Origin of the sequence: Phyllobacterium sp. P30BS-XVII, from assembly GCF_014138335.1 — a bacterium.
GTDB lineage: Bacteria > Pseudomonadota > Alphaproteobacteria > Rhizobiales > Rhizobiaceae > Phyllobacterium > Phyllobacterium meliloti.
Genome location: NZ_JACGXO010000001.1, coordinates 225,111 through 250,872, shown reverse-complemented (window position 1 = coordinate 250,872; position 25,762 = coordinate 225,111). Strand labels below are relative to the sequence as shown.

Annotated in this window: 24 protein-coding genes and 1 riboswitch; of the genes, 20 read left to right on the top strand and 4 right to left on the bottom strand. The window is 55.9% G+C overall.

The features are described from left to right. The first annotated feature begins 303 nt into the window (after window positions 1–303). From FHW17_RS01250 to thiD, 11 genes are all read left to right on the top strand, one after another. On the top strand, window positions 304–1,359 hold the full coding sequence (locus FHW17_RS01250; RefSeq protein WP_182509046.1) for a dipeptidase: 1,056 nt from the start codon (window positions 304–306) through the stop codon (window positions 1,357–1,359). A 29-nt stretch (window positions 1,360–1,388) separates the two neighbouring features. Further along, window positions 1,389–2,996 carry an ABC transporter substrate-binding protein gene (locus FHW17_RS01245; protein ID WP_182509393.1) on the top strand — a complete coding sequence of 536 codons (1,608 nt, stop codon included), beginning with the start codon at window positions 1,389–1,391 and terminating at the stop codon, window positions 2,994–2,996. 28 nt (window positions 2,997–3,024) lie between these two features. Next, window positions 3,025–4,092: an ABC transporter permease gene (locus FHW17_RS01240; RefSeq protein ID WP_112523940.1), complete on the top strand. Its 1,068-nt coding sequence runs from the start codon at window positions 3,025–3,027 to the stop codon at window positions 4,090–4,092. Then, window positions 4,089–5,018, top strand: coding sequence for a nickel transporter permease (gene nikC / locus FHW17_RS01235; RefSeq protein WP_112523937.1), 930 nt, complete (start codon window positions 4,089–4,091; stop codon window positions 5,016–5,018). The genes FHW17_RS01240 and nikC overlap by 4 nt, the downstream gene beginning before the upstream one ends. Beyond that, window positions 5,015–5,848 (top strand): ABC transporter ATP-binding protein, encoded by an 834-nt coding sequence (locus FHW17_RS01230; protein ID WP_182509045.1) that lies wholly within the window; start codon window positions 5,015–5,017, stop codon window positions 5,846–5,848. The genes nikC and FHW17_RS01230 overlap by 4 nt, the downstream gene beginning before the upstream one ends. Continuing rightward, the gene (locus FHW17_RS01225; protein WP_113095110.1) at window positions 5,845–6,618 is read left to right on the top strand and encodes an ABC transporter ATP-binding protein; all 774 of its coding nucleotides are present in this window, start codon (window positions 5,845–5,847) and stop codon (window positions 6,616–6,618) included. Before FHW17_RS01230 ends, FHW17_RS01225 begins: the two co-directional genes overlap by 4 nt. A gap of 124 nt (window positions 6,619–6,742) precedes the next feature. Then, window positions 6,743–7,789, top strand: a complete 1,047-nt coding sequence (locus FHW17_RS01220) for a TadE/TadG family type IV pilus assembly protein (protein WP_182509044.1) — start codon at window positions 6,743–6,745, stop codon at window positions 7,787–7,789. 55 nt (window positions 7,790–7,844) lie between these two features. Beyond that, window positions 7,845–7,947, top strand: a riboswitch (TPP riboswitch). Between the two features lie 118 nt (window positions 7,948–8,065). Further along, window positions 8,066–8,809, top strand: coding sequence for an ABC transporter permease (locus FHW17_RS01215; RefSeq protein ID WP_246706714.1), 744 nt, complete (start codon window positions 8,066–8,068; stop codon window positions 8,807–8,809). Between the two features lie 38 nt (window positions 8,810–8,847). Then, window positions 8,848–9,795, top strand: coding sequence for an ABC transporter substrate-binding protein (locus FHW17_RS01210; RefSeq protein WP_112524042.1), 948 nt, complete (start codon window positions 8,848–8,850; stop codon window positions 9,793–9,795). A 25-nt stretch (window positions 9,796–9,820) separates the two neighbouring features. Next, window positions 9,821–10,483: a thiamine phosphate synthase gene (gene thiE, locus FHW17_RS01205; RefSeq protein ID WP_112523925.1), complete on the top strand. Its 663-nt coding sequence runs from the start codon at window positions 9,821–9,823 to the stop codon at window positions 10,481–10,483. Beyond that, entirely contained in the window at window positions 10,480–11,280 is an 801-nt protein-coding gene (gene thiD / locus FHW17_RS01200) for a bifunctional hydroxymethylpyrimidine kinase/phosphomethylpyrimidine kinase (protein WP_182509043.1), read from the top strand. The genes thiE and thiD overlap by 4 nt, the downstream gene beginning before the upstream one ends. Here the strand turns inward: thiD and FHW17_RS01195 are convergent. Both FHW17_RS01195 and FHW17_RS25430 read right to left on the bottom strand, forming a co-directional pair. After that, window positions 11,222–14,065 carry a DUF2339 domain-containing protein gene (locus FHW17_RS01195; protein WP_182509042.1) on the bottom strand — a complete coding sequence of 948 codons (2,844 nt, stop codon included), beginning with the start codon at window positions 14,063–14,065 and terminating at the stop codon, window positions 11,222–11,224. The two genes, thiD and FHW17_RS01195, sit on opposite strands and share 59 nt — an antisense overlap. A gap of 71 nt (window positions 14,066–14,136) precedes the next feature. Beyond that, window positions 14,137–14,928 (bottom strand): lytic transglycosylase domain-containing protein, encoded by a 792-nt coding sequence (locus FHW17_RS25430; protein WP_112523916.1) that lies wholly within the window; start codon window positions 14,926–14,928, stop codon window positions 14,137–14,139. 264 nt (window positions 14,929–15,192) lie between these two features. On the opposite strand from FHW17_RS25430, the gene FHW17_RS01185 reads away from it, so the two are divergent. The 9 genes from FHW17_RS01185 (at window position 15,193) to FHW17_RS01145 (ending at window position 22,913) form a co-directional block, all read left to right on the top strand. Continuing rightward, window positions 15,193–15,942 carry a FadR/GntR family transcriptional regulator gene (locus FHW17_RS01185; RefSeq protein WP_112523913.1) on the top strand — a complete coding sequence of 250 codons (750 nt, stop codon included), beginning with the start codon at window positions 15,193–15,195 and terminating at the stop codon, window positions 15,940–15,942. A 23-nt stretch (window positions 15,943–15,965) separates the two neighbouring features. Then, window positions 15,966–16,940 (top strand): sialic acid TRAP transporter substrate-binding protein SiaP, encoded by a 975-nt coding sequence (locus FHW17_RS01180; RefSeq protein WP_182509041.1) that lies wholly within the window; start codon window positions 15,966–15,968, stop codon window positions 16,938–16,940. Between the two features lie 66 nt (window positions 16,941–17,006). Beyond that, a complete protein-coding gene (locus FHW17_RS01175) occupies window positions 17,007–17,579 on the top strand; it encodes a TRAP transporter small permease (protein WP_112523908.1) in 573 nt (190 codons plus the stop codon). Window positions 17,580–17,582: 3 nt separating this feature from the next. After that, window positions 17,583–18,989 carry a TRAP transporter large permease gene (locus FHW17_RS01170; RefSeq protein WP_112523905.1) on the top strand — a complete coding sequence of 469 codons (1,407 nt, stop codon included), beginning with the start codon at window positions 17,583–17,585 and terminating at the stop codon, window positions 18,987–18,989. Then, complete coding sequence (locus FHW17_RS01165; RefSeq protein ID WP_112523902.1) at window positions 18,986–20,026, top strand: L-idonate 5-dehydrogenase; 1,041 nt, start codon at window positions 18,986–18,988, stop codon at window positions 20,024–20,026. The genes FHW17_RS01170 and FHW17_RS01165 overlap by 4 nt, the downstream gene beginning before the upstream one ends. A gap of 140 nt (window positions 20,027–20,166) precedes the next feature. Continuing rightward, the gene (locus FHW17_RS01160; RefSeq protein WP_112523899.1) at window positions 20,167–21,045 is read left to right on the top strand and encodes a D-alanyl-D-alanine carboxypeptidase family protein; all 879 of its coding nucleotides are present in this window, start codon (window positions 20,167–20,169) and stop codon (window positions 21,043–21,045) included. A 116-nt stretch (window positions 21,046–21,161) separates the two neighbouring features. Then, complete coding sequence (locus FHW17_RS01155; RefSeq protein WP_112523896.1) at window positions 21,162–21,746, top strand: hypothetical protein; 585 nt, start codon at window positions 21,162–21,164, stop codon at window positions 21,744–21,746. Beyond that, window positions 21,746–22,333, top strand: coding sequence for a hypothetical protein (locus FHW17_RS01150; protein WP_182509040.1), 588 nt, complete (start codon window positions 21,746–21,748; stop codon window positions 22,331–22,333). Before FHW17_RS01155 ends, FHW17_RS01150 begins: the two co-directional genes overlap by 1 nt. 4 nt (window positions 22,334–22,337) lie before the next feature. Then, the gene (locus FHW17_RS01145) at window positions 22,338–22,913 is read left to right on the top strand and encodes a hypothetical protein (protein ID WP_182509039.1); all 576 of its coding nucleotides are present in this window, start codon (window positions 22,338–22,340) and stop codon (window positions 22,911–22,913) included. A 3-nt stretch (window positions 22,914–22,916) separates the two neighbouring features. On the opposite strand, the gene FHW17_RS01140 is transcribed toward FHW17_RS01145, so the two are convergent. After that, window positions 22,917–24,218 carry a hypothetical protein gene (locus tag FHW17_RS01140; RefSeq protein WP_182509038.1) on the bottom strand — a complete coding sequence of 434 codons (1,302 nt, stop codon included), beginning with the start codon at window positions 24,216–24,218 and terminating at the stop codon, window positions 22,917–22,919. Window positions 24,219–24,369: 151 nt separating this feature from the next. After that, window positions 24,370–25,554, bottom strand: a complete 1,185-nt coding sequence (locus FHW17_RS01135) for an MFS transporter (RefSeq protein WP_182509037.1) — start codon at window positions 25,552–25,554, stop codon at window positions 24,370–24,372. Window positions 25,555–25,762: the final 208 nt, after the last annotated feature.

Below are 25,762 nucleotides of genomic sequence, written 5' to 3'. Positions count from 1 at the left end.
CTCAACGTCAGGTCTTCTTGTTGGTGGCATGCCGGTCTCTTGGATATCAGGGTGCTTAGCAGGTTTGGTTCCGGCTTTGATCCTAACAAGTGCCTTAACACTTAACCACGATCCACAGGTTGCAACAGGTCGCTATTGTCGTCTGCGCACAAATGCGGCGGCTATTATACTTTTGTACAATTACTATCTTGCCTGTTCGCCGGTGACATGATCTTTTGTCGAAGAAGAAGTGCGTGATGCCGGAATTGATGAAACGATTTATCGGTGCTTGCGCCTTGCCGAACAACCGGATTGGGAATTGAAATGCAGCCTGTCTTTGATGGTCACAACGATGTGCTTTACCGGTTGTGGAAACATTCAAGAGACGGAGCCGACCCGATCAGGGAATTCATCGACGGCACCACCTCGGGGCATATCGACAAGAAGCGTGCGCTGAAGGGCGGGTTGATCGGCGGACTTTGCGCCATCTATGTCCCGTCCGGCGATCTCGCCTTCAAGGCGCCGGATGCCAAGGGGCATTACTCCACGCCGCTCGCTGCGCCTCTGGAGCGTGCCCCTTCTCTCGATATTTCGCTGGAAATGGCGTCAATTGCGCTGCGTCTCGAACAGGCGGGTGGCTGGAAATTATGCCGGTCCACTGCCGATATTGAAGAGGCGATGGGCAAGGACCTTTTTGCTGCTGTTTTGCACATTGAGGGCTGCGAAGGCATTGGCGCTGATCTTTCCGCGCTGGATGTTTTCTATGCGGCTGGGCTCCGTTCGCTTGGGCCCGTCTGGAGTCGCAACAATGTTTTTGGTCATGGGGTTCCCTTTGCTTACCCTATGGACCCCGATACCGGCCCCGGTCTGACCGCTGCCGGCGAGGATCTCGTCAAAGCCTGCAATCGCCTCGGTATTCTTGTCGATCTCGCCCACATTACTGAAAAAGGTTTCTGGGATGTCGCCCGCATCAGCGATCAGCCGCTGGTCGCCAGCCATTCCAATGTTCATGCGCTGACCCCGGTCGCGCGCAATCTGACGGACAAACAGTTCGATGCTATCCGGGAGCGCAAGGGGCTGGTTGGCCTGAATTATGCTGTGGCTATGCTGCGTCCTGATGCGCGCGAAAATGCCGATACACCGCTCAGCGATGTGGTTCGCCATATTGATTATATGGTCAATCGTATGGGTATTGACTGCGTGGCACTTGGCTCAGATTTTGATGGTGCTAAAATCCCCAGTGAGATTGGTGATGCAGCCGGTAATCAGGCGCTTGTCGATGCTTTGGGGGAGGCGGGATATTCGGACGAGGATCTCGCAAAAATTTGCCGGGGGAACTGGATGCGCATTCTTCGGTCAGCCTGGCACGAAACAAACTGAAACAACACAAAACAGGGGTAACGACAATGTTGATCAATCAGATAAACGCCAAAGTCCGGCTGCTTGTCGGCAGCGCGGCGCTTTCAGCGCTGGTAATATCCGGAGTTCCTGCATGGGCGGCAACGCCAGCCGATACACTGGTGGAAGCCTTTGCCATTGACGATGTCATCACACTTGATCCGGGTGAAGCATTCGAACTCACCATGGGTGAAGTCAATGGCAATACCTATGACAAGCTGGTTCGTCTCGACATTAATGATCCCTCCAAGATCATTCCTGATGTGGCAGAAAGCTGGACCGTTTCCGATGATGGCCTGACCTATACGTTCAAGCTGAAGCCGGGTCTGAAGTTCGCCTCCGGCAATCCGCTGACCGCTGAAGATGTGGCTTATTCCTTCGAGCGCGCCATCAAGATCGACAAGAGCCCGGCCTTCATTCTTACCCAGTTCGGCCTGAAGGCTGACAATGTCACCGAAAAAGCCAAGGCAACCGACCCCAACACCTTTGTCTTCACCGTCGATCAGCCCTATGCGCCAAGCTTTGTGCTCAACTGCCTGACGGCAACCGTGGCATCGGTTGTTGATAAAAAGCTCGTCTCCCAGCATGTGGTCGACAATGACTACGGCAATGCCTGGATGAAGACCAACTATGCCGGGTCCGGTCCGATGAAAATCCGTGACTGGCGCGCCAACGAAATCCTCGTTCTGGAACGTAATGATAATTATTACGGCACCAAGTCGATACTCAACCGCGTTATCTACCGCCATGTGAAGGAGAGCGCGACCCAGCGCCTGCTGCTGGAAAAGGGCGATATCGACGTTGCGCGCAACCTTGAGCCGAATGATCTGGAACAGGTTGCCAAGAACAGCGACATCAAGACCACAAATGCTGCAAAGGGCACGATCTATTATTTCAGCCTCAACCAGAAGAACCCGAACCTTGCCAAGCCTGAGGTGCGCGAGGCGCTGAAATACCTCGTTGATTACGATGCGATCGGCGAAAAGCTGATCAAGGGTATCGGTGAAATCCACCAGACATTCCTGCCAAAAGGCATTTTGGGCGAACTGGATGAAAAGCCCTATTCACTCAACGTGGCAAAGGCCAAGGAGCTTCTTGATAAGGCCGGTCTGAAGGACGGCTTTTCGGTCACGATGGATGTGCGCAACAATCAGCCGGTGACAGGCATTGCCGAATCCGTACAGCAGACATTTGCGCAGGGTGGCGTCAAGCTGGAGATCATCCCCGGTGACGGTAAGCAGACGCTGACCAAGTATCGTGCACGTACCCACGATATCTATATCGGCCAGTGGGGTGTTGACTATTGGGACCCGAATTCCAATGCGGAAACCTTCACCAGCAATCCTGACAATGCCGATACGGGTACCAACAAAACGCTCGCATGGCGCAATGCCTGGGATGTACCTGAACTGACCAAGGAAACCAAGGCCGCCCTGCTTGAGCGCGATACAGCCAAGCGTGCACAAACCTATGTGGATCTGCAGAAGAAGGTTCTTGAAACCAGCCCGTTCGTGATGCTGTTCCAGCAGACGGAAGTTGCCGCCGTCCGCTCGAATCTCAAAGATTTCAAGCTGGGACCATCATTCGATACCAACTACGTCTTCAACGTATCGAAATGAACTGGGGCAAACGCCCAAGGCTGACACGATGACAACGACCGATACCCAACTGGAGGCCAGGCGCTCAGGCGCCTGGGTCTCCAGCCTTGCCCTCGCCATTGGCCGTTTTGTGCTGATCGGTGCAATCACCTTCCTTGGCCTTCTTGCCGTTACGTTCTTCATCGGGCGGGTTATTCCTATTGACCCCGCTCTGGCGATCGTTGGTGATCGAGCCCCGGCCCATGTGGTCGAACGCATCCGGGAGGAATACGGGTTGAACTTGCCGATCTATCAGCAGTTCATCCTTTACGTGAAAGGCGCATTGCAGGGCAATTTCGGTAGCTCTGTTCTGACATCAAACCCTGTGATGACCGACATCCGCCGGGTGTTTCCGGCAACGATGGAACTTGCCACGTTCGGCACGCTCATAGGCACGCTTTTCGGCGTACCGCTTGGTGTGCTTGCCGCTGTCAAACGCGGCAGTCTTGTTGACCAGATCGTGCGTCTTATCGGTCTGATCGGCTATTCCATGCCAATCTTCTGGCTTGGGCTTCTGGCACTTCTGGTCTTCTATGCCAAGCTTGGCTGGACCTCCGGTCCCGGCCGTATTGATGTCATTTATGAATATACTTTCACGCCCATAACAGGCTTCTATCTCCTTGACGCCGTGTTGCAGGGCAATTGGGAAGCCTTCCGAAACATCTTCTCCTTCATCATCCTGCCTGCCTCGCTGCTTGGTTATTTCTCGCTTGCCTATATCAGCCGCATGACCCGCAGTTTTATGCTGAATGAACTGGAGCAGGAATATATCGTGGCCGCCCGTGCCAAGGGCCTGTCTGAAACCCGTATCATCTGGGCCCATGCGCTGCGCAATGCGGCGGTGCCTCTGGTGACGGTGATTGCCCTGTCGTACGCCAATTTGCTTGAGGGATCAGTCCTGACTGAAACAGTCTTTTCATGGCCGGGTCTCGGCATGTACATCACCAATTCCCTGCAGAACGCCGATATGAACGCGGTGCTTGGCGGCACCATCGTCATCGGCACAGTGTTCATCGCCATCAATCTTCTGTCCGATCTTTTGTATCGGGTGCTGGACCCACGGACGCGCGCACGATGAGCCAGACAATCAAGACACCACCCATGTCCCGCCGTGAATGGCTGATGAGTGATCGTCCGCAATCGCGCTTGCAGGCAAGGCTCGGCCGCGCCTATCTGGTGTGGGGCCGCTTTGCCAGCAACCGGCTCGCCCTTGCCGGTCTTGCCATCATCATCGCTTTGTTGCTGGTCGCCGCCCTGGCCAATGTTCTGGCGCCGCATTCGCCCGTCATTGGCGATTTGCGTAATGCGCGCCTGTTGCCGCCCGGCGGTGACTATTGGCTTGGCACTGATGATCAGGGCCGCGATATTCTCTCACGGCTGATCTATGGCTCGCGCCTGACACTCTATGTGGTGATTCTCGTTGCCATCATCGCGGCACCTATCGGCCTGATCGTTGGCACTGTCGCCGGATATGCCGGTGGCTGGGTGGATTCGATCCTGATGCGCCTGACGGATATTTTCCTTGCCTTTCCAAAGCTCATTCTGGCGCTTGCGCTGGTCGCGGCCTTGGGGCCCGGCATTGAGAATGCGGTCTTGGCCATTGCCGTCACCTCATGGCCGCCCTATGCCCGTATAGCCCGAGCTGAGACGCTCACCATACGCAACTCCGACTATATCGCAGCCGTGCGCCTGATGGGTGCCTCGCCCTTTCGGATTGTCCTGCGACACATCATGCCGCTCTGCCTGTCCTCGCTCATCGTGCGTGTGACGCTTGATATGGCTGGTATCATCCTGATTGCAGCCGGTCTCGGCTTTCTTGGTCTCGGCGCTCAGCCGCCACTGCCGGAGTGGGGTGCGATGATCGCTTCGGGCCGCCGCTTCATCATGGATCAATGGTGGGTTGCGGCAGCACCCGGCTTTGCCATTGTCATCGTCAGCCTTGGCTTCAACCTGCTGGGAGATGGCCTGCGCGATGCGCTTGATCCGCGGGGTAACAACCAATGAGCACCCTTTTGACCGTCAATGATCTGCGGGTTCAGTTTCCAACCCGCACCGGGGTGGTCGATGCCGTGCGCGGCGTCGCCTTTACCCTTGGCCGTGAACGTCTTGGTATTGTCGGTGAATCCGGTTCGGGCAAATCCCAGACCGGGCGCGCCATAATGGGGCTGACGCCGTCTCATGCGAAAATCACGGCAGAGACGCTGAATTTCGACGGGATCGATCTTCTGAAAGTTTCAGCAGCCGAACGGCGCTCGCTGCGCGGCAATCGCATTGCCATGATCCTGCAGGACCCGAAATATTCGCTCAATCCGGTTATGAGCATCGGAAGGCAGATCGTCGAAACCCTGCGCACCCATGAAAGGGTCAGCCGGTCAGAAGCGCGCAAGCGGGCGCTCGATATGCTTGCTGCCGTGCAGATCCGCGACCCTGAGCGGGTTTTTGACCTGCACCCGCACGAGGTCTCGGGCGGTATGGGTCAGCGTGCCATGATTGCCATGATGCTGATCACCGGACCTGAACTGCTGATTGCAGACGAGCCGACCTCGGCACTTGATGTTACCGTCCAGCTCGACGTTCTTGCCATTCTCGACAATCTGGTGCGGGACCGCGGCATGGGGCTGATCTTCATCTCGCATGATCTGCGGCTGGTATCGTCCTTCTGTGACCGGGTCATTGTCATGTATGCCGGACGGATCGTCGAGGAGATTGCCGCCAAGGACCTGCACAATGCCAAACATCCCTATACGCAAGGTCTTCTGAACTGCATGCCAAAAATCGGTGCCGATACCCATCCGCTTCCCGTCCTTGATCGTAAGCCGGAGTGGGCCGCATGACCACATCTCCTTCCAAAGCGCTTATTGTCGATAAACTTGAAGTGACATTCGACCGCTTCCGCGCGCTTCGCGGCGTCAGTCTTGACGTGATGCCGGGCGAATCCTTCGGGCTTGTCGGCGAATCCGGTTCAGGCAAATCGACATTGCTGCGTGCCATTGCAGGACTGGCCCCAACGACACGCGGATCGATCACCATCAACGGCAAGCTTCTCGGCAAGAGCCGCACCAAGGCATTCTACCGGGAAGTGCAGATGGTGTTTCAGGACCCCTATGGTTCTCTGCATCCGCGCCAGACCGTCGACCGGCTTTTGCTGGAACCGCTGGCCGTGCATGGCTTTGCCGATATTGAAAAACGCATCCTGCGCGCGCTTGACGAGGTGGGGCTGGGATCAAGTTTCCGCTTCCGCTATTCGCATCAGCTATCCGGTGGTCAGCGCCAGCGCGTGGCGATCGCGCGCGCCCTGATCCTTGAACCATCGATCCTGCTTTTGGATGAACCGACATCGGCGCTCGATGCCTCGGTGCAGGCGGAGGTGCTGAACCTGCTTGAACAGATCCGCCGCGACCGCAAATTGACATTCCTTATGGTCAGCCATGATCTGGCTGTTGTGACCCACATGTGCGACCGGCTGATGGTGATGCAGAACGGGGCTGAGGTGGAGCGCCTTTCAGCTGATGATCTTGCGGCGCACAAGGTCACGCAGGCCTATACGCGCAATCTGCTTATCGCCAGCGAGGGCTTTGTGCGGCCGGATATACCCGCCGCTTAGGCTCTGCTTCACCGGATTTTTACCATACGCCCAGACTTGCCGCAGATCGTGACAATCTGAATGAATTTGCTAAAGGCGCATTTACGCCATTTCATCCATGGTCCGCTCAACACCGGAGCGGGCTATGAAAAAATTCAGAGATTTTCTTAAAGATACCAGCGGCGCAACTGCATTGACGTTTGGACTATTGCTTGTGCCGCTTCTCGGCGTGACAGGATTGGCTGTGGATTATACCCGTGCAAGCAGTGATCACGCGGAACTGCAGAATGCAGCAGATGTCGCGGTTTTGTGGGGCGCCTCTACGTACAATGGCAGCAATTTACCCGATGTGAAGGCTCGCATTCAACAAAGTTTGCGCGCTAATCTTCCAGGCTTTGACGCTAGTGGTGCTACTTACAATGTGTCGGTTACGAACGATGTCCCCGCACGGATTAAGCTTTCACTCGCGAGGCCAATGAAGACGACATTCATGCAGGTATTGAACCAAAATTCGATGGATATCGGGACCACTTCGACAGCTTCAGGAGCATTGACGCCAAAGAGCGCAACAATAAAGGTCACGAACGTAAAAGGAATTTATTACAAGAAAATTTCCATTATTGTTGTTGGAGCCGATGGTGCTGAGAAACAAGTCGGCTCTATCGAATACAAGTACATTAACAACATTGGGACATCCAATCCCGCAGTGGGATCAACGCCGCTGACCTTTGATTTGGGCACATACAAATCGTTTTATTTTACCATGATCGTCAAGAAAGACGGCTGTCCTATTGGAATGAAGCCTTCGGGCAGGAATTGTGTGGATGCCCCCAAAGTAAAATCCAACGACCCTAAAACTCCCGGATTGGTGAATGATCCCCGCTATCAGATTACGCCCACCCCGGAGAATCTGACTTTTGCTGACGATCAGAGCATCAAAAACGATGAGAAAACCAACGCCTTTCTCGTCAGAAGCGACAGAGCAAACGACGCATGGAGGTTTGCGGAGGGTGGTGCTCAGTCGACGAAACCCGGCGAGAAAGAACCTATTGTCATGAATAAGCTGATGAATTGCGATGGTTCGGTAAAAAAACACGGCTGGGAAGATGGCGGTGGTGACACGCCGGATTTCGAGTATACGCTCACAACCGGCTGTGCATTCGATTACTCACAAATTCGTCTGACCCAATAAATCCTCAACACGAAAGCGGCGCGATTGACTTTGCTCTTGCGCCGCTCCATCATGACTTTATTCCGAGGGGGGCACTGTACAGTGCTGAGATAGCGTCGAGCTGGACCCTTGAACCTGATCCGGGTTATGCCGGCGTAGGAACGGGAATTGAGCACTCTTCACGCACTCTGCCTTGTCTTCGCACATATCCGGATTTCCACGCTTTTGATGGAGTCCTGCAGATGCCGTTTACCCTGATATCGCAATCATTATTTCTGTGACGATGTGATCGCCGCCATGGGCATGCTTGTCCGCATCACTGGCGCCTTGTTGGCCGTACTTCTGTGCTGGCAACTGGCTGTCTGGGCTTTGCAGCCGCCACGCTTTATCCTGCCCGGTCCCGGCTCAGTTATTGTCGCCTTGATCGAGCAGCGCCACTATCTCCTGACCAATGCCGCCATCACCGTGCTCGAAATCCTGCTCGGATTGTTCTTTGGCGCTGTTGCCGGAATCCTGACCGCGCTTCTTGTTGCCGGTTTGCCCGGCTTTGGCCAGATCGTGTGGCCGGTTCTGCTTGTTTTACAGGCACTACCTGTCTTTGCCATCGCGCCGCTTCTGGTGCTCTGGTTCGGTTTTGGCCTTGCCTCGAAAGTGGTCATGGCCAGCCTCATTATCTTCTTTCCCGTGGCCTCCGCCTTTGCCGATGCGCTGCGCCGCACCAATCAGGATTTGCTGGATGCCGCTGCCCTGACACAGGCAACGCCGCTGGCAACCCTGTTTCGAATCCGCGTTCCCAGCGCCTTGCCCGGTCTTGGCTCGGGCCTGCGCGTTGCGGCGGTCTTTGCGCCCATTGGTGCGGTGATTGGCGAATGGGTCGGTGCCTCGCGTGGGCTTGGCTTTGTCATGCTTCAGGCCAATGCCCGTATGCAGACCGATACGCTGTTTGCCGCTCTCATCATTCTCGCAGTGCTGACCATTGTCCTGCGCTTTCTCGTCGATGCTTTCGCCGCGCGCCTCACCCCTTGGATGCAGGTGTCATGATCAGAATTTTCGTTCGTCCCATCAATAAAGGAATATCCATGTTTCGCCGCTGTGCGTTTGCCTTTGCTCTCTTAATCGCGTTGCCTTTCCTGCCGTCACAGGCGGTGGCAGCGGACAAGCTGTCTGTTCTTCTCGAATGGTTCGTCAACCCTGATCATGCACCGCTGGTTGTCGCTCGCGAAAAGGGTTTTTTCAGTGAGGCCGGTCTTGATGTCGATCTGATCCCGCCGGCTGATCCGGCCGCGCCGCCGCGTCTTGTTGCGGCAAAACAGGCTGATATTGCCATCGGCTATCAGCCCAATCTCTATCTCAGCCATGATGAAGGCCTGCCGCTGGTGCGTTTTGGCACCTTGGTGGAAACCCCGCTCAATACGGTGATGGTACTGGCCGATGGTCCCATTAAAAGCCTGAAGGATTTGAAGGGCAAAAGGGTCGGCTTTTCCGTGGCGGGCTTTGAAGATGCCATGCTTGGGGCCATGCTGAAATCGGAAGGCCTGAAAGCCGATGATGTCGAACTGATCAATGTCAATTTCGCCCTTTCGTCATCGCTCATCGCCAAACGGGTGGATGCGACTGTTGGTGGTTACAGGAACTTTGAACTCACCCAAATGGCGCAGGAAGGCCATAAGGGAACGGCGTTCTTCCCGGAGGAGCACGGTGTCCCTGTCTATGATGAACTGATCTTCCTGACCCATCCGGACCTTGCAAAAGATGATCGTTTGAAACGTTTCATCGAAGCGGTGGAGAAGGGCGCTGTTTATCTGACCAATCACCCGGATGAATCCTGGGCGCTGTTCATCAAAGCCTATCCCGATCTCGATAACCCGCTGAACCGGCAGGCGTGGACGGATACTTTGCCGCGTTTTGCCAAGCGTCCCGCTGCGCTCGACCGTAGCCGTTATGAGCGCCTCGGTGTGTTCATGCACGATGCCGGGCTGATCAAATCCGTACCCAAAGTCGAGGACCTCGCCGTTGAACTGCGGTGAAACGTTTCATAGAGGAAGAACAATCATGCCAAAAGTAGATTTTCGTTTGAATGCCATTGTCGATGTTGATGCGATCGGTGGTGACAAGAATCTGGGCGGGCTGGCGCTGCAGGCCGCGCGCGGCGGCGCAACCATTATCCAGTACCGTGACAAGAACTCGCCGACGCGGGCGATGGTCGAACGCGCCCGCGCCATCCATGCGGCGCTCAAAGGCACTGGTGTGCCCTTGCTCGTCAATGACCGTATCGATGTCGCTCTGGTGGCTGGTGTTGAAGGTGTGCATGTCGGGCGTGAGGACATGCTGGTCAGTGACGCAAGAAAGCTGCTTGGCCCGGATGCGATTATCGGCCTCACCGTGAAAAACGAAGCGGACGCACAGGCGGCCATAGCGGCGGATATCGATTATGCCTGCGTGGGCGGCCTGTTCGAGACACCCGCCAAGCACAATCCGGATGGGCCGATTGGCTTTGACGGCTTTGCCCGGCTGGCTGCGATGATCCGGACAGCAAAGCCAGATCTGCCTGTGGGTGCGATCGCTGGCATTGACCTTGGCAGGGTGGCTCCAGCCATTGCGGCGGGAGCAGATGGCGTTGCGATCATTTCGGCAATCTTCCGGCAGGCTGATCCGCGCGCCGCGGCACAGGTGCTGCGCGATGCTGTCGATGAGGCGTTGAGGGCGACGGCATGACCGCCATTGCCTTGACGATTGCTGGCTCCGATAGCGGCGGCGGCGCTGGTATTCAGGCCGATCTCAAGACGTTCTCGGCGCTTGGTGTTTATGGAACAAGCGTATTGACCGCAATCACGGCGCAGAACACGCGCGGCGTCACCGCCATCGAGAATTTGAGCCCCGGTATCATTCGCGCGCAGATTGATGCGGTTCTCTCGGATATCGCGGTGGGTGCGATCAAGATCGGCATGGTCTCCACCGTGGAAACCATCAATACTATCGCCGAAGCCTTGAACCGCTGGCAACGCAAGGTGGTGCTTGATCCGGTGATGGTTGCAACTTCGGGCGATTCCCTGTTGCAGCCGGAAGCCATAGAGGCGCTTCGCACGCAGCTTCTGCCATTGGCGCTTGTGCTGACACCCAACTTGCCCGAGGCCGCGCTCCTGACCGGCACTGATATTGCTGAAGATGAACAGGCAATGGCGCGGCAAGCCGAACACCTGTTGAAGTTTGGTCCGAAGGCGGTGCTGATCAAAGGTGGCCATGGAAACAGCGCCTTGAGTACGGACCTCTTGTTCGACGGTTCGTCCTTACAACGTTTTGACGGTCCGCGCCTGTCAACAACCCATGATCACGGTACGGGTTGCACGCTTGCAGCGGCCATCGCCAGCGGACTTGCCAAAGGTCACGACCTGCCTACATCAATCGGCGAGGCAAAGGATTATCTGACGGCAGCCATGGCTGCCGCCGATACGCTTAAAGTGGGTCAGGGGCGCGGGCCTGTTCACCACTTTCATCATTGGTGGGCGGCGTAGCTGCCGCCCCCGCGTTGAGAATGCGCTGATAGAACAGCCCCACACCGACAAGCGAGAGGCCAAGGCCAATAAAGGACAGCGCCCGCAAGATGCCTTCGAGATTTGCCATGTCGAGCAGGAATACCTTGGCGATGACAAGAAAGACGATCGGCGCCGAGATCAGACGCAACGGCCTGTTCTGCCGCCATGCGCCAAGACCGAACAGGCCAAGGCCGAACAAGAGCCATATGGCGGAATAGGTGAACATCTCAGACGAATCCACACCCTGTCCCAGATGGATATAGTTGCCCTGGAAGAAGAGACGGATAGTCAGTGTGACCCATGTAAAGAGCATGAGGCCCGAGAGGATTGCCAGCGCCATGGCGTAATGTCTGGGGCGGTTCGCCTGTGCCATGACCAGCGGCAAGCCGAACAGTTTTATCTGTGGTTCGCCAAAGGCATTGAGCGCGACGAGTGCTGCCAGAAGGCCGGGCAGCAGATAACCCATGAACAGGCTGTTGAAGACAAATCCACCAGCGACAAAACCGTCAAACAGCGGATTGAGCAGGATGAAATGCTGACATACGGCAATCAGAATGCCGATATAGCCGACAATTAGCGCGGCAGTGCGGTAGAGCCAGTCCTGGCCACCACGGCTCAGCATCATCAGGGACAGTGATCCGCCCAAGGCGATAAGCGTATAGAGCGACTGTTCGCTCAATGTGAGATCGCCACTGCTGTTCAATGTGCCGCCATTCATCCAATGGCGAACGAGGATATTGATAAGCACGAAGCCCGCCAACACGGCGAGCGCCTGTACAAGGCGATAGGCCGTATCCTTGATCCCCTTGGCAAGGATGATCTGGGCCACAATCATGGCCGCGAAGAACCCGCCATAATTGAGCAGAAGCTGGTTGAAGAATGGCGTTGTCGACAGCCGGTCACTGCCGACAATGGTTGGATCGAAGAAAATATGTCCGATGATGACGACCGCAAAGACTGCCGGAGCAAAGCGCAGCACCGGTGCCATGCGCGTGCGGGTAGCAAGCGCATAGACAACAGCAAGTATGCAGGCGGCTAGAACGCGCCATTGTGGTTCGAACACGACAAATAGCGCAAGAACGGCAAAGCCGATGGATGCAGCGTCAAACAGCCATGCGGGCGAGATTGGCTTGATGTCGTCTTTCCATGCGCGTGCCAGCCACGTTGCAGCGCCAAAGCCGACAATTGCCAGCGCCACTGTCAACATTTCTTCGGTTGAAGCCGGTGTATTGCCGAAGATGTAGATCATCACGATGATCATGACGAATGGAACAGCAGTTCCCAATGCCGCATAGGCAAGTCCGCGTATGATGTCTGGTAGCCGGGCAAGCACGGTTGCGGCAATTACGCCGATAGCTGTGAAAGCAAGCGCAATGAAAATGGCAAAGCTGCGATATTTCATCGGGTCGTAGAGCGATAGGCCTGAACTGTCGAAGCCGCTATCCAAAAACGCATGCATGTCCAGAAGGGTGAGCGGCACGAGCGAAAGCAGCGCCGCCGGAACAAGGAAGGGCAGCGTGCGGCGTATAAAGAGCGGTGCCAGTGTTGATACGGCAATGATGATCGTTGCAAGGATGAGATAGCGCGAGGACGCCAGTCCGAAAAGATCGTGCGATATATAGCCAAGACCAAGAAGAACTGCGCCAGCGGCACCCGCTATGGTAACAGGGTCGAAATAGGGTTCGTCTGTTCGGTCGAACAGTTTGTAACCACTTGGCTTCAGATGGCTAAAGACCGATAGAGCCAGCAGGCTGAGTGTCAACAGGCCGAGCGCGCCGCCATTGGGCATGGGATCAAAGCCGGTATAGGCCGCACCCCAGAGCGCCGCGAGAATGATTGCGCCGCCGCCGATCAGTGGCCAGTTTTTCGCGCGCGACAGAACAACCGAGACGAGGGTAACAACCGACAGATAGGTCATGAAGCTGTAGGGTGCTGGTGCCTGTGAATTCACCAGAGCCGGGGTGAGGTACGAACCGATAAGGCCAAGCCCGGCAATCCACGGGCCATGTTTGATGGCCAGGGCGAGTGTCGCAAGACCAACTGCTCCGAGCGCTATAAAGGCAGTGGACGTGCCGATAAAGCCATAAATGCCATGGGCGGCATAGACGACGGCAAAGAGTGCCGCCGAACCTGCGGCGGTCAGGACACCGGGAATATAGTCAGGTCCGGTAACGGAAAGGCCGAGTGGCTTTTCCTTGCGGCGCAGATATTCACCCGCGCCCAAAAGCAGCAGGCCAAAAAGAGCGCCGAGGCAAAGCCGGATACCCGGCCCGAGCAGCTCATTTTCGATGGAATACTGCACGACGAAGATACCGCCGAGGAAAAGCGCGACACCGCCGATCCAGACTGGCCAGTTGCGGCCAAGCGACCGCTCGAAATCGCCATAGGATTTCTTCTTTGGCTGTTCGGCTGGAGTACCTGCTGCGGGCGTCGCCTTGACCGTAACCGGCGCGCTTGCGGATTTGCCGGACATGATCTCGGCGACCTTTTTGGGATCGAGTCGAGCGGAGGCGGCTACTGCTCGTATTGGTGGCCCTACGGGCTCGGCGGCGGGAACCTGGGGTGTGGCGATGGTCGTTAAAGGCTCATCTTCCCGGAACCGGCGAGCCGTTTTACTATTCTCGCGCCCTATGGGTGCAGGCTGGAGTGTCCCGGCAATTTGCTGCTGCAATTGCTCAACCTGCTTGCGCAGTACACTGATTTGCTGCCGCGCAGTTGCCGCTACAATCAGCGCGACGATTGAAATAATGATAGAAAGAAACATTCATGTGCCCCCGATTGAGCACACAACGCCATGAATCGGCTAATTATTCAACTAGCGTATTTATAGCCCGTTCAGAATGGGCGGTCTGCAGGAATGGCAACGAGGCTGAGACGGACAGGAGCCGGATCAGCCATTGCAATGGCAGCGGCGGGTTGGATAGTTGCGGCTGTCTGCTGCTGGGTAATGGCTGGGACAGGAGCCATAGGCAGTGAAGCGATTTGGGTCGACACGACAGGGGTGCCGCCCTTCAGGCCGGTTTCTTCGAGCATGCCCTTGCGCTTGGCCTGATAGTAATAGCCTCGCGAATAGAGCCGCACGGCCTGATCCGGATTGCGGTCGGCAACGCGATAGGCACCGGCCAGATATTTCACACCATATTTGAGGTTGGTTTCCGCATCGAGCAAGTCTTTGGCGGTGCCGTTGTGACCCATGGCGCGAGCCGTGGACGGCAATAATTGCATCAGGCCCCAATATTTACCGTTACGCGCTTCCGGGCGGCCACGGCTTTCACGGTGAACGACGCGGCGCACAAGTGATTCAGGTACGGCATAGGCGGCTGAATATTGCGAAATGAGGGTGTCAACCGGAGTGCCCGGCGCAGAAAACTTGGCGGGTTCCGCAACCGAAGCCACTTCGACAGCGGCGCTTGGTGTGGTTGTTGTCGTTTTGACCGCCGGGCCCGCATAGGCCATCTGGATTGGCGCATCCGTTACCGTCAATGCGGTGGTGCGGGGAGCAGCAGCAGGAACCGGAATCGACGCTGTAGCGACTGGAAGTGTCGGGTTGCCCGTGGTGCAGGCAGCCAAGGTCAGTACCAGACCAAGACAGGCCAGAGGGCGCAGCAATCGAATGTCAGAAACCATTGTCCACCAGTTTTATGCGGCCGTTTACGACCCGTTAATTTTCTCTCTAACCTGTTCGGGGGCATCTGCGGCAATCACTTTGCGCAACAATCTGTAACAAATGTCCTTTCCACAGGCCTGTGTAGCGGTTTTGGGCGGATAAATTGGCTGCAAAATAGAACAATTGACTCTATCATATATATCAATGTATCAGTCGAATATTGGTAAGGCCAATTTACCAGTGGTGCGCGTGATCGGGAGGATGCACGCACAGGGGGAGGGTCCATGTTTGCAGCCATCCAGCCACGCCGGCTCTACCGGCAGGTCGCCGACCAGATACGCGCGCTCATCGAAAAGGGTGAGTTTGCGGTTGGCGAACGCTTGCCGGGCGAGCGCGAACTGGCCGAACAGCTTGCGGTCTCCCGCCCGACCATACGTGAAGCGCTGATTGCCCTTGAAGTGGAAGGGTTTGTCCATATCCGCATGGGTTCAGGCATCTATGTTATCCAGCAGAGACCGCGACGGAGCACGTTTCATCCGGAAGATCTCGAGGGCCCATTCGAACTTCTGCGCGCCCGCTCATTGATTGAATGCGCCATTGCCGAAGAAGCGGCGCGGGTGGTTACACCAGTCCATGTCTCGGCAATGGACGAGGTTCTGACCAAGATGGCCAGCAATTTTCATAGCCCGCAGACATCCATTGGCTATGACCGTGATTTTCACACGACAGTGGCTGGCATTATCGAGAATTCCGCACTGAACCGCTTTGTCGGCGAGTTGTTTGACCAGCGCATGACGCCCTATTTCGAAAAGCTCGCAAGTTATTTTGAAGGTCCGGCCTCATGGCAGCAGGCGTTCGCCGAACACCGCGCCATTCGTGATGCCATCGCGGCGGGTGATCCCGTGGCGGCCAAAGCGGCCATGCAATTTCATCTTCTGCAATCGCAGGCAAGATTTTCCGAAAGTTTCGGTGAGGAGCCGGACGCGGAGAGGGGGCAACCTGAGGGGCGCGCCAAAAGAAGCAACAAGATCTGATTTCAATCTGGGAGGAGAAAGACATGAAGATCAAACTGACAGCCATCCTGGGCGCTGTGGCAGCGCTCGCCTTGTCCGCCGTAGCGGCACAGGCGCAAACCGTGCTCAAATGGGCCCATGTTTACGAAACATCCGAACCGTTCCACACGCAATCAGTCTGGGCCGCCGAAGAAATCAACAAGCGCACCAATGGTCGCTACAAGATCGACGTTTTCCCGGCCTCGCAGCTCGGCAAGGAAGCCGACATCAATCAGGGCCTGAAACTCGGCACTGTTGATATCATCATTTCCGGTTCGAGTTTTGCAGCCCGCGACTTCAAGCCGATTGGCGTCACCTATTTTCCCTATATCTTCCGCAACCCTGAGCACCTGATCGCCTATACGAAGAGTGATATCTTCAAGCGCCTTGCCAAGGGCTATGAGGACAAAACAGGCAACCACATTGCTGCTGTCAGCTATTACGGCACGCGTCACACCACATCCAACAAGCCGATTGCCAAATGCTCCGACATGCAGGGTCTGAAAATTCGCGTGCCTGATGTGCCCGCCTATCTCGCCATGCCGCGCGCCTGCGGTGCCAATACGACACCGATTGCCTTTGCCGAGGTCTATCTCGCCCTGCAGAACGGCACTGTTGAAGCGCAGGAAAATCCGTTGACGACAATCGAGGCCAAAAAGTTCTTCGAAGTGCAGAAGAACATCGTCCTGACCGGCCATATTGTTGATCACCTCAACACGGTGATCTCCAAGACCCGTTGGGCCAGCCTTTCGGATGAAGACAAGAAAATCTTCGGCGATGTGATGCAGGAAGCTGCTGAAAAGACCACCAAGATCATCGAGGACAAGGAAAAGCAGCTTGTCGCCAGCTTCAAGGAGCGGGGCCTCAGTGTCACCGAGGTCGACAAGGCCGACTTTGAGAAGAACGTCATGGAAAAGGTGAAGTTCGAAGACTTCGGTTACGAAAAGTCCGATTGGGAAGCCATTCGCGCCATCAAGTAATTTCTGGCGATGACCGGGGAAACTCTCCGGTCATCTCTCCCCATGGTTTTTGAACGGAGAGATTGCATGACAAAGGAAGTTCATACCCAGACAACCGCCGAGGAACTCGCGCATTCATTTGAAGATGCGGCGCCGACCGCCAATTTGTCCGATTATGCGGTGGAGGATTGGCTGACGCTGATCATCTTCTGGCTGATGACAGGCTGCGTGTTCCTGCAGTTCTTTACGCGCTATGTCCTCAACAACAGCTATGCCTGGACGGAGGAGATCGCCATCAACTGTCTGATCGGGGTGGTGTTCCTCGGTTCCGTCATGTGTGTGCGGGTCTCCCGGCATATTCAGGTCGACGTGCTTTATCACTACATTCCGGCACCGCTGGCGCGCGTGCTCGCCATTTTCGTTGACCTCGTGCGCATGGGCTTCTTTGTCTACGCCTGCTGGTTGATGTGGCGCTATGTCGACATTGTTGCCGACGAGCAGATGGTCACGGTCGATCTGCCGCGCAACATCGTTTTCTATTCCGTTCTGGTTGCATTCGTCTTGATGCTGTTTCGATCCATTCAGGTTTTCATCAGCAATTTGCGCCGTGGCTATTCCGTTCTGGAACGGCCGGAGGAATTTCAGAAGGTAGAGGATTAATCCATGCTGCTTCTTGTTGGATCGTTTCTTGTTCTCATGATCATTGGTGTGCCCGTTGCCATTTCCATGGCGGTGGCCTCGGTGCTCTATCTCGTCCTCTACGGCGTTGCCCCTGACATTATCGTGGCGCAGCGCATGATTGCCGGTGTTGAAAGTTTTCCGCTGCTCGCCGTGCCTTTCTTCATTCTCGCTGGCAATCTGATGAATTCCGCCGGGGTCACAGGCCGCATCTATGCCTTTGCCGTCGCGCTTGTCGGCTGGATGAAGGGTGGCCTTGCGCAGGTTAATATTATCGGTTCTGTCGTATTCTCCGGCATGTCCGGTACGGCGCTTGCCGATGCGGCTGGTATCGGCACCATCGAAATCAAGGCGATGAAGGACCATGGCTATCCCATCGAGGCGGCTGTCGGCGTGACCGCCGCTTCGGCAACGCTCGGGCCAATCTTCCCGCCATCCCTGCCTTTCGTCATTTACGGCATGATGGCCAATGTCTCCATCGGCGCATTGTTCATGGCCGGTATCATGCCAGGTGTGGTCATGACCGTTCTGATGATGCTGACGGTTGCCATCTTTGCCTATGTCTACAAATGGGGCTCAGACGCGCCATTCGAGATGAAGCAACTGCTTGAGGCGGGGCTCGAAATCCTCGTCGTCTTTTCCATTCCCGTTATCATCTACATCGCAACGCTTCTGGGTTTTTCCGTTAATGTTTCTGTCGGCATCGCCCTTCTTATTCTGCTGGCTGTGGACTGGTATTTTGACTTCTCGGCAGTGATGGCCCTGATGACGCCGGTTATTCTTATCGGTGGCATGACCATGGGCTGGTTCACACCCACTGAAGCCGCTGTTGCGGCTGTGCTTTGGTCATTGTTTCTCGGCCTTGTGCGTTATCGCACCATGACTTTGGCAAGCCTTGCCAAGGCGAGTTTTGATACGATCGAAACGACGGCTTCGGTGCTGTTCATCGTAACGGCGGCATCCGTATTCGCTTGGTTGCTCACGGTCAGTCAGGCCGCGCAATTGCTCTCCGCCACAATCCTGTCGATCACCGATAATAAATGGGTGTTCCTCATCCTCGTTAACCTGCTGATGCTGTTTGTCGGCTGTTTCCTCGATACGATTGCCGCCATCACCATTCTGGTGCCGATCCTGCTGCCGCTGGTTCTCAAATTCGACATTGACCCGGTGCATTTCGGGTTGATCATGACGTTGAACCTGATGATCGGCCTGCTGCATCCGCCGCTCGGCATGGTGTTGTTCGTGCTGTCGCGTGTCGCCAAGCTTTCGGTTGAGCGTACCACTATGGCAATCCTGCCCTGGCTTGTTCCGCTCTTCATCGCACTTATTGCCATTACCTTCATACCGGCGATCACCCTGTGGCTGCCGACACAACTGGGACTGATTAAATGAATACCATAGCTGCTACCCTTTTTGGCCCCGAGGATCTGCGTGTTGTCGAAGGCACGCTCTCCACACTGAAGCCCAATATGGTGCGCATCAAATTCGGGGCGGGTGGCATCTGCGGCTCGGATATGCACTATTTCCGCCACGCACGAACCGGTGATTTCGTGGTGACATCGCCGCTCATCCTTGGCCATGAAGTGGCCGGGGAAGTGGCGCAAATCGGGTCCGACGTTGCGGGACTTGCTGTTGGCGACCGGGTTGCAGTCAACCCATCGCGCTGGTGCGGCACCTGTGTCTATTGCCACGAGGGACGCGCCAATCTGTGCGAGAATATCTACTTCATGGGTTCCGCTTCAAAGACCCCGCATATGCAGGGCGGTTTCGCCAGTTATTTTGATGCAACTCCGGCGCAATGCGTGAAGGTGCCAAAAGATTTTCCGTTTCAGGCGGCGGCGCTGGCCGAACCTCTTGCCGTCTGTCTGCACGCGGTGCGGCGTGCCGGACATGTCAAAGGCCATTCAGCCATTATTTTCGGCGCTGGACCTATCGGCCTTCTGACTTTGCTTGCACTGAAACATGCCGGGGCTGAATCGGTGGCGATGGTTGATCTGGCGGCGGCGCCCCTCAAATTCGCGCTTGAACTCGGCGCTGACAAGATATTCGACCTGTCGGAAGGCGAGGAGAAGCTTGCCAAGCTGGCTGTGGCAACGCCTTTTGATATTGGCTTTGAAATTTCGGGCACCGCCGCTGGTCTTGCCTCGGCCATACGTACCGTGCGGCGTGGGGGCACGGTCGTGCAGGTCGGCAACCTTCCCGGCGGGTCTATTCCGGTGCCCGCCAATGCTGTCATGGCAAGGGAGATCGACCTGAAAGGCACATTCCGTTTCGGCGAAGAATTCTATGAAGCGGTCGAGTTGATTGTCTCGGGCGAAATTGATGTGTTGCGGCTTGTGACGGGTGAATTCCCGCTTAGCGACGCTCCGGCGGCATTCGCTGAGGCTCTGGACCGGTCCCGTAGCGTCAAGGTTGTACTGACCGCTTGAAGCCCAGCGACAATTTAGTGATGGGAACACCGCTTGGTCTCGATCAAGAAATCAGCTAACAGGATGGCGGTGCAGCGTATTATTAACAATACTGCGCTAGAAACTGCCTGTTTGCACTCTTGGAAATCAGACACCGGAAAATGAACGTGCCGCGAGTTTTTTACCCTCTGTCACTGATGTCGAAATGCCTGGCATTGTTTGTTCTGGTCGTTGGTGTGGCAAGTGGCTGCACAACCACTTCGGCACTGCAGCCCGTAGCGACGACGACCCCGACCGTAATGACGGAGAAATCCGCTTCGATCGTCGTGGATAGCAGCACCGGGGCGGTGCTCTATCAGGCGAGTGCCGATCTGCCGCGCATACCGGCATCCCTCACCAAGATGATGACGTTGTATCTGACCTTCGAGGCGCTGGAAGCCGGCCGCCTCACCAAGAATACAATGCTTCCGGTTTCGGCCCATGCCGCATCTCAGGCGCCAAGCAAGCTTGGTTTCAAGCCGGGGCAGTCGATCGATGTGGATACGGCCATCAAGGCCATTGTGGTCAAGTCTGCTAATGACGTTGCCGTCGCTCTTGCCGAAGCACTCGGTGGTTCCGAACCGCAGTTCGCTGCGTTGATGACGACCAAGGCGCGCCAACTCGGCATGAAGGGGACCACCTTTAACAATGCATCGGGTCTGCCCGATCCCGCACAGATTACCACGGCCCGGGATATGGCACTTCTTGGCATGGCACTGCGCAAGCATTTTCCGAACCAATATTACTATTTTGCCCTGCATGAGTTCACGTTCAACGGGAAGCTTGTGGAAGGCCACAACCGTGTATTGGCAAAGCTCAATGGTGCTGACGGCATCAAGACAGGCTATGTCCGGGCTTCCGGTTTCAACATTGTCACCTCGGTCTATGACAATGGCCGCCAACTCGTTGCTGTGGTGATGGGCGGTGATACGGCAAGAGCGCGCGATCAGCAGGTCGTCGATCTGGTTCATAGTTACCTGCCCATGGCGGCCTCACGCTAAGCACCTTCGATCTCTACCCAAGGACTTGCCATGCAACGCGCTTACGTTGCATGGTCCGCAGAAAGCGACTCAGAGTTTAGCGCGATGTATCGCGCTGATGGGAGGATGATCGCCCGATGTGGTCCTACATGCGCAATCTCAGCAGCAAGGCGCTTGCCTGGATAACAGCTGGTATTGGTGGTTTCGCGGCAATCGCCGTTGCCGTAGCATTGGGGGTTTCCGAAGCCCGGTCGCCAAATGAAATTCCCAAACTATCGCCAGGGCAATCGCTCGATGCTGGCAGATGGCAGATCAAACCACTGAAAGTCTGGGCGACCGATCAGAAAATTTATGGTCTGACGCCAAAGCCCGATCAGAAAGCACTGGTATTTGAAGTTGAGTTGATGAACCTGACGGCCCAGTCCGACAGAAGCTATTACAGCGCGTTCCATTTGCCCTCGGAAATTGAAACGAAGGCGGAAAAACCGATGGTCTATCTTGCCCGCGATCAGGCCTTGATGCCGTCTTTACAGCCGGGTCTGCCGGAAAAACTTGTCTATGTCTGGCTCATACCAGCCGCCGCAGTGCCAAAAGACGAGGTATCTGTGAGTATCGAGGCCGAGAAATTCAAACCACAGGATAATCTGTACGGGATGCCCGGCTGGTACAATAAATATACCGCGGCGACGGTTAGTTTGCCGCTCGCCGGAGGGCAGGGCTGATGCGCCTTGTCGCCAACATTCTGGCGGTCTGCCTTGCTGTTGCCTTGCTTTACGGCATGCAGCAGACCAAGCCACACTATATGGATTTGACCGGCCCCATTCCGGTTTATGGCAAGATGCATGACGAGGTGCGTACCCGCCGCTTCGACGTAACATTGGATCAGGTGGAGTTTGCCCGCGTGCTTACATTCACCCAGTATGGGCAGAGCAAGACCCTGACCACTTCAGGTCTGTGGGCTATCGCAACGGTAGATTTGGCGGCAACAGACGCTTCGACAACAGTGATTGCCGCGACATGGCAGGGACCGACTGGCCTGCGTTACCAGAGGTCCGATCGTCTCGGGACGTTGGCGAGCATGATGCCTCCGATGCTTGAGCCCGGTATGCCCCAAAAGGTCCGTATTGTTTTCGAGATCATTCCCGATCAGGTGAATGGTGCCACATTCGTGCTCGCCAATCAGCTTGCGCCACGGCTTGATTCAGAGGCGCGTATTGCCATCGATGATTTCAGAAAATTCAACGATGGCCAGCCGCTCATAGCCGACAGCTACGATCTCTCAAAACCCATGCTTGTTTCAGGGAACTGACAAGATGAGTGCTATACACGAGGAAACACCTGACCTTTCCGAACGCCGTTGGCGACGGCGCAGCCTTTGGGCGCTGATCCTGCTCGTTCCCCTGACTTTGCTTGTTACGTCCTATGATGATCTCAAGGAAATGGGAAAAACTAACGACTTTCTGCCTGTTGACGTCGCCCCGGGTCAGAGCGCACGCTATGGTGGCAGCGACTGGCAGTTTGTTGAATTGCGCACTGTCACCGAAGGCAAAAAATCCAAGTCACTTCCGGAAAATTCAGTACCTGTTATCGCGCGCTTCATTGTCGAGATTGGTGATCCTGATCTGAAAGACCTTTGGGTGATGTGCTCGATCCGGCTTGTCGATGCGGCGGGACGGTCATGGTTGCCAACGTCAGTTCCGGGTCTGCCGCGTCCGGCAGAGGGTATAGAGACGTGTGTTACCACTATCTTTGCCGGTGTCAGCAAGGGAAACCGGCGGATGGTGGAGGAAATCTATCTTGTTCCTGCCAATGTGGTTGGTGAATTGCGGCCGACAATCGGTATGCGTACCGAGCGTCCCTATTATCTGCGCTTTGCCCGCCCGCAATAGAGCTTAGCTTGCAGCTTTTATAGGCTCGGCCACCACCTCCTTGGGTTTGCGGGTCATGGAGAATGCAGTTTCCAGAACAGCGGCCAGAAAGCAGATGCGCAGTGGCTCGACCAGAAGCCCGGTTGAAGAGTCCTGCAAGGAGCTGCCAAAAAGAAAACTGACGCCATTGGAAAGAACCTGCCAAATATCCAGCGAATGCGGACCAATCAACCGGGCAGTTCCAAGCCAGAGCCATGCCCCAGCCCATTCGATAAAGCGATAACCGAGGATCAGCGTGAGGATCAGAAGCAGCCCGGAATTGAGGGTCAGCTTGACGCTGTTGGCGATGGGCAGGTAGCGCGAGCGATAGCCGCCAATGAAATGTTCAATGAAATCACGCAGGAATTTCGGGATCGTTTTATAACGCTCGCCGAACCGTTCGACACGGTGATGGATGCGCAGAAGTTCCTTTTCGTCGCGCACGTCGTAACCATAGACCAGCGCCACCATGACGAGCCAAATGACAGGTATGAGCGCATGGAAAAACAAGCCCACCGCAACCGTGCTGAAGGCTGGCGGGGTCTGCTCGACGGGTATGAAACCCGTAGCGGCATAGGCCGATGAAACCGGCTCTGAGAGGCTGGCAATCAGTGATTTGACGTAGCCCCATAGATTGCCTTCGCTCAGTGCCTTCATCCAGCTGTCTTTCCAGCGGCTGACAATATAGAGACCGATGAAAACCCAGTTTGTCTCACACACGACCATAATGATCTGCCAGACAGACTGGCCGGTCTTTTCCTTCATGATCTTTGCGCATTTTCGCACCACCCACGAAATGGCAACGGACAAGAGTATCCATTTGGAATCCAATACGTCGAGGACATTGCCACCGCTTTCGCCGAAGGGCATCTGGTCAAGCGCTGCACGCGAATATTGCCGTACCGTATCCCCAAGAAATCCCCATGCGGCGTAATAGGCAAAGAAGGGAATGAGCGCGACCGAGACCATGGTGGCCAGTCTTGAAAGGCTCCTGCGTGCGGTATCTTCCCCGCTATCAGGCTGTCTCTTTTCTTGAGCCGCATTGAGTGCCGGCAGGCCGGGCCTGATGATCTGGATCATGCAAACGGTAGTTACCAGCTGGGCCAGTGCAACCAGTGTCAGCACCGCCAGTCCCGCATAGTGATTGGCGAAGGCGGCATCGACGGCCAATTGCATGAGTATGTTGGAGGCAATGACGCCAAGCAGAACCACGGCAAACAGTTGCGGCCAGAATCTCCACCACAGCCGGAATGTCAGCTTGATAGGCAATACCGCTTCGGCCAGCATGACAGGTCCCTCCCGAATCTCATGCGGACCTTAGCAAAATTGACGGCCCTGTCACCCTTGGGCGCGCTTCGGATTTCTGTCGCAAAGGACAGTCAATGGAAAACTGCGCCGGATATCCGGCGCAGTTTGTTTGGCGTATTCAGCGTTCTGGTTAGCAGGCGGCAAGAGCCGTTGTAGCCGCCCGCCGGTCAAGTGCCTGGCTCCAGATCGTCAATCCAAGAGCACCGAGGACGAGGATTGCACCAACCCATGGTGTGGCGCCAAGGCCAAGCGGCGAAGCCACGATAAGACCGCCGAGAAATGCACCACCGGCAATGCCAAGGTTGAAGGCGGCGATGTTGAGAGCAGATGCCACATCGACGGTCTCAGGCGTGTGGGTCTTGGCAAGCTGCACCACATAGAGCTGCAGGCCGGGGACATTGGAGAAAGACAACCCGCCAAGCGCTGCAAGTGTAACCAGTGACCAGATTGGCGACACAGCCGTGAAGGTGAAGATTGCCAGCACGAGCGCCTGCAGGGCGAACATCACAATCAGCGCACCAACCGGGTTGCCGTCGGCAACGCGTCCGCCAACCACATTACCCACGGCAATCGACAGGCCATAGAGCACGAGGATGAGGCTGACTGTTGACCCGGCATAGCCTGTGATTTCCTGCAGTACCGGTGCAAGGAACGTGAACATCACGAATGTACCGCCATAACCAAGTGCCGTCATGGCAAAGGCAAGAAGCAGGCGACCGCTGCCGAGGACACGCAGCTGATCGATCAGGCGGGCAGGGGCAGCCTTGGCGATCTTCGAAGGCAGAAGCATGGCAATCGCGATGAATGCAATGATGCCGAGGACAGTGACGGCCCAGAATGTTGCACGCCAACCGAGTTGCTGGCCGATAAAGGTGCCAAGCGGAACGCCGGTGACGATGGCAACGGTCAAGCCGAGGAACATCATGGCGATAGCCGATGCGCGCTTATTAGGCGCAACCAGATCAGCGGCAATCGTCGCGCCGACGGAGAAGAACACACCATGCGCAAAAGCGCTCAGGACACGGGCAACCAGCAGTAGCTCATAGGTCGGTGACAGGGCCGCAGCCGTATTACCGACGATGAAAAGGGCCATGAGACCAAGCAGAAGCGGCTTGCGTTCAATCTTGCCGGTGAGAGCGGTCAAAACAGGAGCGCCGAAGGTGACGCCAAGCGCATAAACACTGACGATAAGTCCGGCGAGTGGCAGCGTGATGCCGAGATCACCGGCAACGGTGGGCAGGAGGCCGACGATCACGAACTCTGTCGTGCCGATGGCATAGGCGCTGATTGTCAACGCCAGAAGTGCGAGAGGCATTGTCTTATCCTTTGAAATGGCAGGTCAGATTTCAGTCCGGCCCGTAAATGGAATGATGACGGATAGCGATCCGGTTGCGCTGAATATGGTCGAAGTGCATTCCATTGATAATCGGGTGATATTGCGTAATACCCGTGAATTGAATTCATAAATCAAACAATTGGCGGCCAAGACTTGTTATCGCGTGCCGTTTCAGGAAAACTCGTGG

Coding starts and splice junctions, on each gene's coding strand:
- FHW17_RS25430 (WP_112523916.1), bottom strand. CDS start 14,928: ATGGTTTCTGACATTCGATTGCTGCGCCCTCTGGCCTGTCTTGGTCTG.
- FHW17_RS01210 (WP_112524042.1), top strand. CDS start 8,848: ATGTTTCGCCGCTGTGCGTTTGCCTTTGCTCTCTTAATCGCGTTGCCT.
- FHW17_RS01145 (WP_182509039.1), top strand. CDS start 22,338: ATGAGTGCTATACACGAGGAAACACCTGACCTTTCCGAACGCCGTTGG.
- FHW17_RS01150 (WP_182509040.1), top strand. CDS start 21,746: ATGCGCCTTGTCGCCAACATTCTGGCGGTCTGCCTTGCTGTTGCCTTG.
- FHW17_RS01140 (WP_182509038.1), bottom strand. CDS start 24,218: ATGCTGGCCGAAGCGGTATTGCCTATCAAGCTGACATTCCGGCTGTGG.
- thiD (WP_182509043.1), top strand. CDS start 10,480: ATGACCGCCATTGCCTTGACGATTGCTGGCTCCGATAGCGGCGGCGGC.
- FHW17_RS01165 (WP_112523902.1), top strand. CDS start 18,986: ATGAATACCATAGCTGCTACCCTTTTTGGCCCCGAGGATCTGCGTGTT.
- nikC (WP_112523937.1), top strand. CDS start 4,089: ATGAGCCAGACAATCAAGACACCACCCATGTCCCGCCGTGAATGGCTG.
- FHW17_RS01240 (WP_112523940.1), top strand. CDS start 3,025: ATGACAACGACCGATACCCAACTGGAGGCCAGGCGCTCAGGCGCCTGG.
- FHW17_RS01195 (WP_182509042.1), bottom strand. CDS start 14,065: ATGTTTCTTTCTATCATTATTTCAATCGTCGCGCTGATTGTAGCGGCA.
- FHW17_RS01160 (WP_112523899.1), top strand. CDS start 20,167: ATGAACGTGCCGCGAGTTTTTTACCCTCTGTCACTGATGTCGAAATGC.
- thiE (WP_112523925.1), top strand. CDS start 9,821: ATGCCAAAAGTAGATTTTCGTTTGAATGCCATTGTCGATGTTGATGCG.
- FHW17_RS01220 (WP_182509044.1), top strand. CDS start 6,743: ATGAAAAAATTCAGAGATTTTCTTAAAGATACCAGCGGCGCAACTGCA.
- FHW17_RS01225 (WP_113095110.1), top strand. CDS start 5,845: ATGACCACATCTCCTTCCAAAGCGCTTATTGTCGATAAACTTGAAGTG.
- FHW17_RS01175 (WP_112523908.1), top strand. CDS start 17,007: ATGACAAAGGAAGTTCATACCCAGACAACCGCCGAGGAACTCGCGCAT.
- FHW17_RS01170 (WP_112523905.1), top strand. CDS start 17,583: ATGCTGCTTCTTGTTGGATCGTTTCTTGTTCTCATGATCATTGGTGTG.
- FHW17_RS01250 (WP_182509046.1), top strand. CDS start 304: ATGCAGCCTGTCTTTGATGGTCACAACGATGTGCTTTACCGGTTGTGG.
- FHW17_RS01230 (WP_182509045.1), top strand. CDS start 5,015: ATGAGCACCCTTTTGACCGTCAATGATCTGCGGGTTCAGTTTCCAACC.
- FHW17_RS01215 (WP_246706714.1), top strand. CDS start 8,066: ATGGGCATGCTTGTCCGCATCACTGGCGCCTTGTTGGCCGTACTTCTG.
- FHW17_RS01180 (WP_182509041.1), top strand. CDS start 15,966: ATGAAGATCAAACTGACAGCCATCCTGGGCGCTGTGGCAGCGCTCGCC.
- FHW17_RS01185 (WP_112523913.1), top strand. CDS start 15,193: ATGTTTGCAGCCATCCAGCCACGCCGGCTCTACCGGCAGGTCGCCGAC.
- FHW17_RS01155 (WP_112523896.1), top strand. CDS start 21,162: ATGTGGTCCTACATGCGCAATCTCAGCAGCAAGGCGCTTGCCTGGATA.
- FHW17_RS01135 (WP_182509037.1), bottom strand. CDS start 25,554: ATGCCTCTCGCACTTCTGGCGTTGACAATCAGCGCCTATGCCATCGGC.